At 64.8% G+C, this 13425-nt stretch carries 13 protein-coding genes; 4 read left to right on the top strand and 9 right to left on the bottom strand.

Translation table 11 applies throughout. The features are described 5' to 3' along the window. Window positions 1-51: 51 nt before the first annotated feature. From E1N52_RS08820 to E1N52_RS08830, 3 genes are all read right to left on the bottom strand, one after another. Window positions 52-1278 carry a benzoate/H(+) symporter BenE family transporter gene (locus E1N52_RS08820; protein ID WP_133181984.1) on the bottom strand — a complete coding sequence of 409 codons (1227 nt, stop codon included), beginning with the start codon at window positions 1276-1278 and terminating at the stop codon, window positions 52-54. Window positions 1279-1391: 113 nt separating this feature from the next. After that, the gene (locus E1N52_RS08825) at window positions 1392-2564 is read right to left on the bottom strand and encodes a vWA domain-containing protein (protein WP_133181986.1); all 1173 of its coding nucleotides are present in this window, start codon (window positions 2562-2564) and stop codon (window positions 1392-1394) included. A 34-nt stretch (window positions 2565-2598) separates the two neighbouring features. Then, the gene (locus tag E1N52_RS08830; RefSeq protein WP_133181988.1) at window positions 2599-3450 is read right to left on the bottom strand and encodes an AAA family ATPase; all 852 of its coding nucleotides are present in this window, start codon (window positions 3448-3450) and stop codon (window positions 2599-2601) included. Between the two features lie 418 nt (window positions 3451-3868). On the opposite strand from E1N52_RS08830, the gene E1N52_RS08835 reads away from it, so the two are divergent. Continuing rightward, window positions 3869-4234 (top strand): c-type cytochrome, encoded by a 366-nt coding sequence (locus E1N52_RS08835; RefSeq protein ID WP_069265359.1) that lies wholly within the window; start codon window positions 3869-3871, stop codon window positions 4232-4234. 18 nt (window positions 4235-4252) lie between these two features. After that, on the top strand, window positions 4253-4648 hold the full coding sequence (locus tag E1N52_RS08840) for a c-type cytochrome (RefSeq protein WP_408602490.1): 396 nt from the start codon (window positions 4253-4255) through the stop codon (window positions 4646-4648). 139 nt (window positions 4649-4787) lie between these two features. Here the strand turns inward: E1N52_RS08840 and E1N52_RS08845 are convergent, their stop codons facing one another. The 3 genes from E1N52_RS08845 to rsxB all read right to left on the bottom strand — a co-directional run bounded on the left by E1N52_RS08845 (window position 4788) and on the right by rsxB (window position 6847). After that, a complete protein-coding gene (locus E1N52_RS08845; RefSeq protein ID WP_133181990.1) occupies window positions 4788-5222 on the bottom strand; it encodes a DUF1841 family protein in 435 nt (144 codons plus the stop codon). Between the two features lie 93 nt (window positions 5223-5315). Further along, complete coding sequence (gene nth / locus E1N52_RS08850) at window positions 5316-5960, bottom strand: endonuclease III (protein WP_133181992.1); 645 nt, start codon at window positions 5958-5960, stop codon at window positions 5316-5318. 35 nt (window positions 5961-5995) lie between these two features. Further along, entirely contained in the window at window positions 5996-6847 is an 852-nt protein-coding gene (gene rsxB, locus E1N52_RS08855; RefSeq protein WP_133181994.1) for an electron transport complex subunit RsxB, read from the bottom strand. Window positions 6848-7291: 444 nt separating this feature from the next. Here rsxB and E1N52_RS08860 point away from each other — a divergent pair, with 444 nt between their 5' ends. Beyond that, the gene (locus E1N52_RS08860; protein ID WP_069265354.1) at window positions 7292-7924 is read left to right on the top strand and encodes a TetR/AcrR family transcriptional regulator; all 633 of its coding nucleotides are present in this window, start codon (window positions 7292-7294) and stop codon (window positions 7922-7924) included. A gap of 131 nt (window positions 7925-8055) precedes the next feature. Here the strand turns inward: E1N52_RS08860 and E1N52_RS08865 are convergent, their stop codons facing one another. The 3 genes from E1N52_RS08865 to E1N52_RS08875 all read right to left on the bottom strand — a co-directional run bounded on the left by E1N52_RS08865 (window position 8056) and on the right by E1N52_RS08875 (window position 11857). Then, the gene (locus E1N52_RS08865; RefSeq protein WP_133181996.1) at window positions 8056-9363 is read right to left on the bottom strand and encodes a polyhydroxyalkanoate depolymerase; all 1308 of its coding nucleotides are present in this window, start codon (window positions 9361-9363) and stop codon (window positions 8056-8058) included. 305 nt (window positions 9364-9668) lie between these two features. Then, on the bottom strand, window positions 9669-11531 hold the full coding sequence (locus E1N52_RS08870) for a glycoside hydrolase family 15 protein (protein WP_133181998.1): 1863 nt from the start codon (window positions 11529-11531) through the stop codon (window positions 9669-9671). Window positions 11532-11707: 176 nt separating this feature from the next. Then, entirely contained in the window at window positions 11708-11857 is a 150-nt protein-coding gene (locus tag E1N52_RS08875) for a DUF3096 domain-containing protein (protein ID WP_091998393.1), read from the bottom strand. A 233-nt stretch (window positions 11858-12090) separates the two neighbouring features. On the opposite strand from E1N52_RS08875, the gene E1N52_RS08880 reads away from it, so the two are divergent. Continuing rightward, window positions 12091-13401, top strand: a complete 1311-nt coding sequence (locus E1N52_RS08880; RefSeq protein WP_205965592.1) for a lactonase family protein — start codon at window positions 12091-12093, stop codon at window positions 13399-13401. The last annotated feature ends 24 nt before the right edge of the window (window positions 13402-13425 follow it).

A 13425-nucleotide genomic window follows, 5' to 3' on the forward strand; every position in this document is an offset into this window, starting at 1 on the left:
CACACCGTGCCAGCGGTGCTGGCGGGCGCACGCGGCGGCGGCTCACGCGCGTCAGGCGCGCCGCGCGTTCAGCACGAATTGCGTGATGACGCCCGCCACGAGCCCCCAGAACGCCGCGCCGATGGAGAGCAGCGTGAGGTCGGAAGCGGTCACCATGAAGGTGATGAGCGCAGCTTCGCGCTCCTTGGGGTTCTGCATGGCGTTGGTGAGGCCGCTCATGATCGAGCCGAACAGCGCGAGTGCCGCGATCGACACCACGAGCGCCTGCGGGAACGCCGCGAAGAGCGCCGCGATAGTCGCGCCGAAGGTGCCGGCGATCAGGTAGAAGATTCCGCACCACACGGCCGCCATATAGCGCTTCGTGCGGTCCTCGTGGGCGTGCGGGCCGGTGCAGATCGCCGCCGTGATGGCCGCGAGGTTCACGCCGTGCGAGCCGAACGGCGCGAGCACGAGCGAGGCTAAGCCCGTGGTGGCGATGAGCGGCGAGGACGGCGCGGCCGTGTGGTCGTAGCCGTCGGCGCGCAGCACGGCGATGCCGGGCACGTTCTGCGAGGCCATCGCCACGACGAAGAGCGGAATGCCGATGCTCACCACCGCCGTGAGCGAGAACGCCGGCATCGTGAACACGGGCTTGGCCACCGCCACGCGGAAGTGGCTGAAGTCGAGCAGCCCGAGCACGGCGGCGGCGGCGATGCCGATCACGAGCGTCGCGACGATCGCGTAGCGCGGGACGAAGCGCTTCACGACCAGATACCCGAAGAACATCGTGAGCACGAGCGGCGTCTGCACCTGCGCGGCGTGGAAGATCTCGATGCCGATCTCGAACAGGATGCCCGCGAGCAGCGCCGCCGCGATGCCCGCGGGAATGCGCTTCATGAGCGTGTCGAACCAGCCGGTGAGGCCCACGGCCGTGAGCAGCACGGCGCAGACGATATAGGCGCCGATCGCCTCGGCATACGGCACGTGCGGCAGCGAGCTGATGAGGAGCGCCGCGCCCGGCGTGGACCACGCGACCACGATGGGGGCGCGGAACCACAGCGACAGGCCGATGGTGGTCAGGGCCATGCCGATGGAGAGCGCCCAGATCCACGAGGAGATCTGCGCGTCGGACAGATGCGCGGCCTGGCCGGCCTGAAACATCAGCACGAGCGAGCTGGTGTAGCCGGTCATCATCGCGACGAAGCCGGCCACGATCGTGGCGACCGAGGTGTCGGCGAAGGGCCGCAGCGGGCCCGGCCTGAACGCCGCAGGCAGGTCGGGGGAAGAGGGGGCGGTCATGCGGTTGGTCTCCAGATTTTGCTTAGGTATGACGGCATCGGGCGGCGCGGCCTGAAGACACCTTCAGGCACGCGCCGCCTCGAACAAGCGGAAAAGGGCGGGAGTGCTGGCGCCTATTTGCTCAGCACGCGCATGGCCGTTTCGAGCCCGGCGACGGTGAGCGGGTACATGCGGTGGCCGAGAATCTCGCGGATGATCGACACCGACTGGCGGTACTCCCATAGTCGCTCGGGCTCGGGGTTGAGCCAGGCGAAATGCGGGAACTGGTCGGCGAGGCGCCGCAGCCACACGGCGCCCGCTTCGGGGTTGTTGTACTCGACCGAGCCGCCCGGCTGCAGCACTTCATACGGGCTCATCGTGGCGTCGCCCACGAAAATGAGCTTGTAATCCGGCGTGAACTTGTGCAGCAGGTCCCACGTGGGCGTGCGCTCGGCGTGGCGGCGGCGGTTGTTCTTCCACAGGTGGTCGTACACGCAGTTGTGGAAATAGTAGAACTCAAGATGCTTGAACTCGGCCTTGGCAGCCGAGAACAGCTCCTCGGTGCGTTTGATGTGATCGTCCATCGAGCCGCCCACGTCGAGCAGCATCAGCACTTTCACGTTGTTGTGTCGCTCCGGCACCATCTTGAGGTCGAGCCAGCCTGCGTTCGCGGCGGTGCTGCGGATCGTGTCGCCGAGGTCCAGTTCTTCTGCTGCGCCTTCGCGCGCAAAGCGGCGCAGGCGCCGCAACGCGACCTTGATATTGCGCGTGCCGATTTCGACCTGGTCGTCGTAATCGCGGTACGCGCGCGCGTCCCACACTTTCACGGCGCTGCGCTGGCCGCCTTCGCCGCCGATGCGGATGCCTTCGGGGTTATAGCCGCCGTGGCCGAAGGGCGACGTGCCGCCCGTGCCGATCCACTTGCTGCCGCCCTCGTGGCGCTCTTTCTGTTCTTCGAAAAGCTCTTTCAGGCGCTCCATGAGCTTGTCGAGGCCGCCCATCGCTTCGATCTGCGCGCGCTGCTCGGGCGTGAAGTCGCGTTCCAGCCGCTTCTTGAGCCAGTCTTCGGGAATCTCGAAGGCGAGTTCGGACTTCTTCTCGATGCCGCGAAAATACGCGCCGAACGCCTGATCGAAGCGGTCGAAGTACTGCTCGTCCTTCACGAGCGTCATGCGCGCGAGGTAGTAGAAGTCGTCGAGCGAGGGCGCGATCACGCGCGCCTTGAGCGCTTCGACGAGCGTGAGGTACTCCTTCACGGAAACCGGCAGCTTCGCGTCGCGCAGCGTGTAGAAGAAGTCGATCAGCATGCGGTGTCTCCGGCTTTCGCGCGCAGCGTCCTTATCAACGGTTGTGACGGTTCATGTAGATGAGGCGCTCGAACAGCGTCATGTCCTGCTCGTTCTTGAGCAGCGCGCCGGCGAGCGGCGGCATGGACTTCGAGCCGTCGACCGCGCGCAGCGCCGAGGGCGGAATCTCTTCGGCCAGCAGGAGCTTGAGCCAGTCGAGCAGCTCCGAAGTAGAAGGCTTCTTCTTCAGTCCCGCGACGTTGCGCAGTTCGAAGAAGCTTTCCATGGCCGCGTTGAGCAGCTCCTTGCGGATGCCCGGATAGTGCACCTCGACAATGCGTTGCATCGTCGCCGGATCGGGAAAGCTGATGTAGTGGAAGAAGCAGCGGCGCAGGAAAGCGTCGGGCAGCTCCTTCTCGTTGTTCGACGTGATGATGACGAGCGGACGCTGTTTTGCCTTGATGAGCTGGCGCGTCTCGTAGACGTAGAACTCCATGCGGTCGAGTTCGCGCAACAGGTCGTTCGGGAACTCGATATCGGCCTTGTCGATTTCGTCGATGAGCAGCACGCTTTGCTCCTCCGACTCGAACGCCTGCCACAGCACGCCTTTCACGATGTAGTTGGCGATGTCCTTCACGCGTTCGTCGCCGAGCTGCGAGTCGCGCAGGCGCGAGACCGCGTCGTACTCGTAGAGCCCTTGCTGCGCCTTCGTGGTGGACTTGATGTGCCACTGCATGAGCGGCATACCCAGCGCCGCGGCCACTTCTTCGGCCAGCATGGTCTTGCCCGTGCCGGGCTCGCCCTTGATGAGCAGGGGGCGTTTCAGCGTGATCGCGGCGTTGACCGCGAGTTTGAGGTCGTCGGTGGCGACGTACTGCGATGAGCCTTCGAAACGCGTGGCGCGCATGGTGAATCCGCTCGCTGGGAAAAAAGCCCAGTATAAGTCAGATGGGGTGTTGCGTCGGCGCGCCACCGCGTATCGTTGGGTCCGCTCTTTGGGGCACGGTCGCGAGGGCTGCCAGCCGTCTCGCGACGGCGCGCGGCGAGTCCGTTGCGCGTGCCAGGGTTCCTCCGGGTTGTCTGCGGGCGAGGCGGCGCGGCAGGGCGCTGCGTGGCCGCCGCGGGCCCGTCGCGGGGCCTCGCGAGGCGCTCCGAGGCCCGCCAGGCGTGGCGCGGCCGGTGGACGGCCGGCGCGGCGTCGCGGTATACTCGGACCGATTTTTTTCGGCCTGCACGGCGACCCCAAAAGTAAAACAGCAGTAATGCGGCGCAGGCCGTGGCCTGCGGTTCGGGCGTTCGAATCCCCTCAAGCCAGGTTGGATGCTATGAAAAAAATTGTCGGCAAGCACGTCATCACGGGTGCAATCACCATGCTGGCGTGCTTCGCGGTCACGGCTCACGCTGACATCGTGGGCAACGCGAAGGCGGGTCAGGACAAGGTGGCGATGTGTATCGGCTGTCATGGTATTCCCGATTACCGCACCGCTTACCCCGAGGTCTACCACGTGCCCATTCTGGGCGGCCAGAACGCGCAGTACATCATGAACGCGTTGCTCGCCTACAAGAAGGGCGACCGGCACTTCGAGACGATGCACGCGATCGCGTCCTCGCTCACCGAACAGGACATCGCCGACATCGCGGCCTACTATGCGTCGCAAACGGCCGCGTCGAAAGACAATCCGAATAAATAACCGGCAGGTGGAGAACCCATGAACAAGCCCTACACGGCTATGCCTTCGTTTGCCGGTGCAACCATCAAGCTCGCGGGCGCCGGGCTCGCGCTGGCCGCCGCGCTCGCGCTCAATCCCGCGCACGCGGCCGACGCCTCCAACGGCAAGGTCCTCGCCGACAGCCACAACTGCGCGGCCTGTCACGGTCCGGGCCTGAACAAGCCCGTGAGCCCCGAATATCCGAAGCTCGCCGGCCAGCACGCCGACTACATCTACTGGGCGCTGCGCCAGTACCAGATGGGCACGAGCAATCCGCACCTCGGCCGCAACAATCCGATCATGCAGGCGCAGGTGCAGAGCCTGTCGCAGAGCGATATGAAGGACCTCGCCGCGTACATCGAGTCGCTCAGCGGCGACCTCGTCAACAAGAAGTAAGCGTGACCGCGGCGCGCCATGCGTGCCGCATCATGTGAAACACCCCGCGTGGGCCTCGTTTTCGGCGAGGCGTTCGCGGGGTGTTTTTTTGCGGCTTCCTGTGCGTCGGTTGCGCTTTCAGTCGTGATTCAGGCGCGATTCAGTCGCGTGAAGCGCGGCGCTCGATGCGCATGAGATAGGCGTCGGTGTCGGGCGGCATGTTCGTGCGTTGCGCTTCCCAGATCGTTTCGCCCAGGCACTCCATGATCGCGTGCTGCGCGTCGTGCGTGGAGCCAAGGCGCGCGGCGAGCCGGTCGTGCGCGGCGCGGATGCCGGGCGGCTGGTCGATCGAAAGCTGCTCGCTGATCGCGAGGTGCATCGACAGATGCAGGAACGGGTTGCTCTGGCCGCGTTCGGGCGAGTAGTCCTGCGCCGCGGCCGCATCGGCGTCGGCGAGTTCGGCGTGATATTCGGGGTGCTCGACGATCCAGTCGGCGGCGATCGCCTCTAGCGGCGTGAGGATTTCACCCGCGCGCTGCTTGCGCCAGGTCTCGGTGAAAAAGCGGCGGACTTCGTCGCGGCTGGGATTGAACATCTTGGGTCGGTCGTATTGGTGAGGCGCTAATTCGTGCAGCGTCGTGCTGCGACATCGGTCTCGATCATTTTACTTCCGGGCGCTCGCGCTCGCTCAGAGCTCCGGCGGCGGCGTCTTCGGCTTGAACTCGCACAGCGGCTCGATCACGCAATGCCAGCATTCTGGCCGGCGTGCCTTGCACACATAGCGGCCATGCAGGATGAGCCAGTGATGCGCGTCCTGGAGGAACTCGGGCGGCGTGAATTTTTCGAGCGCGGTTTCGACGGCGCGTACGTCCTTGCCGGGCGCGAGCCCCGTTCGGTTCGCAACCCGAAAGATATGCGTGTCGACGGCAATGGTCGGTTGACCGAAGGCCGTGTTGAGCACGACGTTCGCGGTCTTGCGTCCGACGCCGGGCAGGGCTTCGAGCGCCTCGCGCGTGGGCGGCACCTCGCTGCCGTATTGCTCGATGAGAATGCGGCACGTCGCAATGACGTTCTTGGCCTTGGTGCGATAAAGGCCAATCGTCTTGATGTAATCGGCCACCCCTTCCTCGCCCAGCGCGAGCACAGTTTCCGGCGTATTCGCGACCGGAAACATCCGGCGCATGGCCTTGTTCACCGAAACGTCGGTGGCCTGCGCGGAAAGCATCACGGCGATCAGGAGTTCGAACGGCGTGTTGAATTCCAGCTCGGTAGTGGGATGCGGGTTGAGGCTTTGCAGCGTTTCGTAGATGGCGCGGCGCTTGGTGGCATTCATGCTCGTTGTGCGTGGGGCCTTTGCGGTGCGGAGCGCTATTGCGCGGACTTGTCGTCGTCGGGCGATGAGTCCGACGCGTCTGATTCGATACCGATACGCTTGCGGCGCGCCTCTGCGGCATCGATCTGCGCCTGCACATCGGCGCTCACGTGCTCGACGTTGCGCGGTCCCACACCCTGTTCGGCCAATTCCGCCTTCTTGCGGCGCGCCCGTTCGAGCGCGGCCTGGATGATCGCTTTCTTCTTCGCTTCGGCGTCATCGGCGGGGGAGCCTGCCGGTTGCGCGGCGCTCGCTTGCACCGCGGCGTCCTGCGCTGCCTGGGCCTGCGGCGCACTCGTGGCGGCGCGGCGTGCAGCGGCGCGCGCCTCGGCCGCATTGCGTTCGGCGGCCTGGCGCGCTGCGCGCCGGTCATGGCGCACGCGGGCTTCGTCGGCCTGCTGCTGCGTCCATGCGTCCCAGCCGGTTGCTTCGCCCGTAACGGGAATCATTGCGATGCAGTCGACCGGGCAGGGCGCGACGCACAGGTCGCAACCCGTGCACTGATCCTTGACGATGGTGTGCATCTGCTTGGGCGCACCCACGATCGCGTCGACGGGACACGCCTGCATACACAGCGTGCAGCCGATGCACAGTTGTTCGTCGATGAACGCGACCGGACGCGGACGCTCCGCGCCATTGTCAGGGTTGATCGGGATGACGGGTTTGCCGAGCAGTTTCGCGAGGCGCTCAACGCCTTCCAGGCCGCCGGGCGGGCACTGGTTGTAGTTGGCGGTGCCGGCGGCGACGGCTTCGGCATAGGGCCGGCAGCCGTCATAGCCGCACTTCGTGCATTGGGTCTGGGGCAGCAGATCTTCGATGCGATCTGCGAGTGTTTTGGGATCGTTCACGTTCGCTACATCGGGGCGGGGCGGGCGGTGGCGCGACCTTGGGTGCGCGGGGTTTTGCACCTGGGCTGGTAGGGCGCACACGCACAGCGCCAAAGCCTGCATTATCGCCGATTTCCCGCATTGCCATCGGCGGGCCATGTGCCATAATCAAAGCGCTTAATGCGAAGCACCGTGCAGTCCAGGGGAAATCAATAGACGTAAGCGGTACATGTTGGGCACGGCAGGCGACGTGCTTCGCACGAAGCAGACAGGGGGAAGAACGATGTCGGCTCGCAACGACATCAAACAAACAAGAAGGAACGCAAGACCGTAGGTCGGAGGGTGTCTGTCCATTAACCTGGCGCGCCCCGCACAACGTTGTCGATACCAGGGCGAGGAGAGGCCCGGCGCGGTATTGCCCGACAACGTAAACCGGACAACGCGGCTTAACGAGATCCTGCCACCATGAATCAGCCAAAAATCAAAAGAGATCCTGAAGGCACACGCCGCCGTATTCTGCTCGCCGCGGCGGAAGAATTCGCCAATGGCGGCCTGTTCGGCGCACGCGTCGACCAGATCGCGCGACGCGCGGAAACCAATGAGCGCATGCTCTATTACTACTTCGGCAGCAAGGAGCAACTGTTCACAGCCGTCCTCGAACACGCATTCGGCGCGCTCAATGAAGCCGAACGCGCGCTCGATCTCTCGGGGCTTGCGCCCGTCGAGGCGATCACGCGGCTCGCGCATTTCGTGTGGGACTACTATCGCGACAATCCCGAACTGCTGCGGCTCGTGAACAACGAGAATCTGCATGAGGCGCGATATATGCAGAAGTCCACACGAATTCGCGAGATGATCTCGCCGATCGTGGCGACGCTCGGTTCGATTCTCACGCGCGGTGAATCTGCGGGACTGTTCCGCCCGAGCATCGATCCGTTGCGTCTTTATGTGACGCTTTCGGGCATGGGCTACTACATCGTCTCGAACCGCTATACGCTCAACGCCACGCTCGGTCGCGACTTCAGCACGACTGCCGAGCGCGCGGAAGTCATTCAGCTCAACACGGAGATGCTGCTCGCGTATCTCATGCGCAAGTAGCGCACGACTCGCACGCGGCGAGTTCGCCAGGTCGTTTCACGCTCCACAAACGCCGCGCGCCGTCCTGGGACGGCGCGCGGATTTTGCTGCTGGCGTGTACTGCTTGCGCTCGAATAGAGCGCGAGCCTTCGTCAGGCGACAGCGCCCTGGGCCGAGCGGCCGCGGGCAGACGTTTCCTTGCCCGTGTGGGCAGCGGCCTGCTGGTGCTGGCGGATGAAGTCGCGCAGTTGCGGATAGATGATCGTGCGCCAGCGACGGCCCGAGAAGATGCCGTAGTGGCCGCATTTCTCGGCAGTCAGATGATGCTTGTCCGCCTCGGGAATGCCCGTGCACAGGTCGTGCGCGGCGCGCGTCTGGCCCGCACCCGAAATGTCGTCGAGCTCGCCTTCGATCGTGAAGAGCGCGGTGTCGCGAATATCCTGCGGGCGCACGCGCTCGCCGGCCACGTCCCACGTGCCTTCAGCGAGGCTGAAATCCTGGAACACGGTGCGGATGGTCTCGAGATAATACTCGGCGGCCATGTCGAGCACCGCGTTGTATTCGTCGTAGAACTGGCGATGTGCTTCGGCGTCCTCTTCGTCGCCGCGCAGCAGGCTCTTGTAGAAGTCCCAGTGCGCCGTGGTGTGACGGCCCGGATTCATCGCGACGAAACCTGCGTGCTGCAGGAAGCCCGGATACACCTCGCGGCCTTCGCCCGGATAGTTCGCCGGCACGGTGTGGATCACGTTGTTCGCAAACCAGTCGAGCGAATGTTCGGTGGCGAGCGAGTTGACGGCGGTGGGGCTGCGGCGCGCGTCGATCGGGCCGCCCATCATCGTCATCGTGAGCGGGGTGTCTTCGCCGCGGCTCGCCATCAGCGAGATGGCCGCGAGCACGGGCACCGTAGGCTGACAAACCGACAGCACGTGCAGATTCTTCGCGCCGATGTGGCGGATGAATTCCTGAATATACGCAACGTAGTCGTCGAGATGGAACGGACCGGCTTCGAGCGGCACCATGCGCGCGTCGACCCAGTCGGTGATGTACACCTTGTGGTCCTGCAGCAGCGTGCGCACGGTGTCGCGCAGGAGCGTGGCGTGGTGGCCCGAGAGCGGCGCGCATACGAGCACGGCAGGCTCGTCCTTCAGCGCGGCCACGGCGCCGGTGTCGTCGGCGTAGCGCTTGAAGCGCAGCAGACGGCAAAACGGCTTCTCGATGATGGTCTGCTCGACGATAGGAATATTGAAGCCGTCCTTCACGATCTGGCGAAGGTTGAACTCCGGCTTCTCGTAGTCCTTGCCAAGGCGATAGAGCAGTTCGTAGCCTGCGGCAAAGCGCGTGGCGCCCGGCACGAGTGAAAACGGGCTCGTCGGATTCGAGAACGATTTCGAGGCGGCCTGGGCCCAGGCGGTCAGCGGGCTGAGTAATGCACGCTGGAATTCACGGATTTGATAGAGCATGGGCGCTCCGGCATCTTCAAGGAGCGGTTCGCACCCGGGTCGCGCGCGGGTGAGGCGCGGAGCAGATGCGGGCCGGCAAGGTTGGTCGGTCAGTCAGGTTGTTTATCGGCCGCTGCCCGGAGGGCTTTAGCGCGGGCAGACCTGCATGCGTTCGCAGCTCGTGGCTGCAAGCGCGCTGCAAGGCGGCACACGCGTTTCGCCCCGTTGCCAGGCGGCGCGGACGGCACTATTCCGTCCGGCTGTTGTGCAACGCAGCATTCCTAGTGTACCTCAGCCCGCGAAAACGTCCAGGCGCTTTCGAACATTTACGATGCGGATGCAACAGCTGGCTCGGCCGACGCGCCGTCGACCGCGGGGTGCCCCGTCTCCTTCGCCATCTCCTGCTCGTGCCGCATGAGGTTCAGGCCCGTATGCACGAGCGCCACATGCGAGAACGCCTGCGGGAAGTTGCCGACCAGACGCCCCGCAATGGGGTCATATTCCTCGGCGAGCAATCCCACGTCGTTGGCGAGCGAAAGCAGGCGCTCGTACATGCGGCGTGCGTCGTCCATGCGGCCTTGCAGGGCCAGGTTGTCGACCATCCAGAAGCTGCACGCAAGGAAGGTGCCTTCGCCCGGCGGCAGTCCATCGTTGAATTCGGTGGTGCGGTAGCGCATCACAAAACCTTCACACATCAGATCGCGCTCGATCGCCGCGACCGTGCCGGCGATGCGCGGATCTGCCGCGGGCAGGAAGCCGACCAGCGGCATGAGCAGCAGGCTCGCGTCGAGATCGGTGCCGCCGTAGATCTGCGTGAAGGAATTCAGATCCTTGTTGAAGCTGCGCTCGCAAATGGTCGCGTGGATCGTCGAGCGCAGTTCGCGCCAGTGATCGAGCGGCCCCGGCAGATCGAATTTTTCCGCCGACTTGATCGCGCGGTCGAAGGCGACCCACGCCATCACCTTCGAGAACGTGAAATGCTGGCGGCCGCCGCGCGTTTCCCAGATGCCCTCGTCGGGCTTCATCCAGATCGTCTCCAGGTGTTCGAGCATCGCGCACTGGATCGACCATGCGGTGTCGTCGGCCTGCAAGCCGCCCACGCGCGCGAGGTGCAGCGCGTTCATCACTTCGCCGTACACGTCGAGCTGAAGCTGGCCGACCGCGTTGTTGCCCACGCGTACCGGTTTCGCGCCTTCGTAGCCGGGCAGCCAGTCGAGTTCGAATTCGGGCAGGCGGCGCTCGCCGGCGAGCCCATACATGATCTGCAACTGCGAAGGCGAGCCCGCCATCACGCGGCCGAGCCATGCGCGCCAGGCGCGCGCCTCGTCGTAGTAGCCGCCGCGCATCATTGCGAGCAGGGTGATGGTCGCGTCGCGCAGCCAGCAGTAGCGGTAGTCCCAGTTGCGTGTGCCGCCCAGCTGTTCGGGCAGCGACGTGGTGGGCGCCGCAACGATACCGCCGGTGGGCTCGTAGGCCAGCGCCTTGAGCGTGATGAGCGAGCGGCGGATGGGTTCGGCCCAGCGGCCTTCCACGGTGCTGCGCGAGGCCCATTCGGTCCAGAAGTTTTCCGTGCGCGCAAGCGCCGTGAACGGGTCGCGCGGCGGCGGCAGACGCAGGTGCGAGGCCGCATACGAAAGCGAGAACGGCACGCGTTCGCCTTCCTTCACGTCGAACTGCGCCACCGTGTGCATGTTCTCGCCCTGGAGGTCCACAGGCGTGCGCAGCACGACCGTGTCCGGGCCCACGGTGGCCTTGATGCCGCTCTCGTAGGTGAGGCGGCTCACCCACGGCACCGAAAAGCCGTAGTCGAAGCGCAGCACGAGCTGGCTCTCCATGCGCACGGTGCCGCGCCGGCCCACCACGATGCGCACGAGTTCGGACCAGCCGTTGCCGGGCGGCATGAAGTCGATGAGCGTCACCGCGCCTTCGGGTGTTTCGAAGTCGGTTTCGAGGATCAGCGTGTCGCCTCGATAGCGGCGAGTGGTCTTGATCTCGACTTTCGCGCCGTCTTCGGGCTGCGCGGGCGCGATGAGCCAGCGGCCGTTCTCCTCGGTGCCGAGGAGGGCGGCGAAGCAGGCGCCGGAGTCGAAGCGCGGCCAGCAGAGCCAGTCGATGGATCCGGCGCGGGAAACGAGCGCGGCCGTGTGGCCGTCGCCGATCAATGCGTAGTCTTCAATGGGTGCGGGCATAGTAAGCAGATTGACAGCGTTGCTCGAAAACGAAAGCCGCTTGCCGCAGCGGGGCGGCATGCACGCACAAGAGTAGTGGCAGCGGGGCCGCCTGCGCAATGCGTTTTGCGCGGCAGCACGTGCAAATACTCATCTCGCCTGCGTCAACAAACGCCGTCGGGCGTGACCTGAACGGGTCACAGGTGCCCCCCCACGCCGAAGAGTCCGATGATCCCGATGATGATCAGATACAACGCGACGATGTAATTGAGCAGACGCGGCACGGCGAGAATCAGAATGCCTGCGATGAGCGCGACGAGCGGCCCGATGGCGACGTGAATGTTCATGACGGCTCCCTGGTTGCGGCGGGTTTCGAACCTTGGTGTTGATGCCTTTGTTGCTTGTTGTTGCGTCGACTTTGGCCCGGACTCGCCCGCTGCGCGCTTGCGGGGCGGGCGCTCGCGACCTCTCCTATACTGGGCCGGTGTCCCATGTATCAGACGAAAGCGGGACGAATACGCTCGGCATTGCGACGAGGGCCGACCCGCTCCCCTGCATCGACAAGAAAAAGGAGGTCGACATGTTCCTTCGCCGTGCCGCCGCAAACGCCGTGCCCACGCCCTCCCGCTCATCGGCCCACTTATCCGCCCATTCAGGTAGCCTTTCCCGATCGCGCCGGACTGAGCGCCGAACTGCGCATCTCCTCACCCAGCTCATCAAAGGTGTTGTCATCATGGCTTCCGTCGCCGCGACGCATGCGTTCGCGCAATCCGCATCCACGACTGCGCCCGCGGGCGGTGTCTACAACCTGATCGTCGGCACCTATACGGGCGGCAAGAGCGAGGGCCTCTACGTCTACCACTTCGATACGCAGACTGGCGATATGCAGCCGGTCAGCGTGGCGAAGACGGTGAACCCGTCGTTTCTCGTGGTGAGCAAGGACAACCGCTTCGTCTATGCGGTCAACGAGCTGCCGGGCGACAACGGTCCCGCCAGCTTGCGCGGCGACGTGAGCGCGTTCGGCTTCGATGCCGCAAGCGGTCAGCTCACGTTTCTCAACAAGGTGTCGGCGCAGGGCAACGATCCGTGCTACCTGAGCCTCTCGCCGGATGGGCGCTATCTGTTCGTGGCGAACTACTCGGTTGCCGCCGACCCGGGCGGCAGCTTCGCAGTCCTGCCCGTGCAGCAGGACGGCAAACTGGGCGAATCCGTGCTCACCGTGCACCACGAGGGCGGCGGCCCCGTGAAGGGACGTCAGGACAACGCGCACGTGCACTCGACGGTGTTTTCGCCGGATGGGCACTATCTCTTCACCCAGGATCTCGGCACTGACAAGCTCTGGACTTATCTCTATACGCCGGACGGCAGCCGCGGCCTCGTGAGCCCGACCGAGTGGCGTTATACCGATGTGAAGTCAGGCAGTGGTCCGCGTCACCTGATCTTCGGCAATGACGGCCGCCACGCGTATCTCACGAGCGAGCTGGCCGCCACCGTGACGGTGTTTGCGTATCACGATGGCCACATGAAGCTGGAACAAGTGGAGAAGCTGGCGGAGCCGGGCTTCAAGGGGACGCAGGGCGCGGCGGCGCTCCATCTGTCGCCGGACGGCAAGTTCCTCTACGTTTCCAATCGCGGCGACGCCAACGACATTTCGATCTTCGCTGTCGATGGCGAGAGCGGCAAGCTCAAGCGCGTGGGGCGCCAGTCGAGCCTCGGCAAGTCGCCGCGCGAGTTCGCGATCGATCCGACCGGACAATGGCTCATCGTCGGCAACCAGAACAGCGATACCGCCTACGTGTTCCGCCGCGATCAGCAGACGGGTTTGCTGGAGCCGAACCCGAAGCGCATCGATATCGGCTCGCCGGTCGATTTCAAGTTCGTCGCGCAGTAACGGCTTGAGATGATGAAAGAAGGC

It is taken from the genome of Paraburkholderia guartelaensis (genome assembly GCF_004353905.1).
GTDB lineage: Bacteria > Pseudomonadota > Gammaproteobacteria > Burkholderiales > Burkholderiaceae > Paraburkholderia > Paraburkholderia guartelaensis.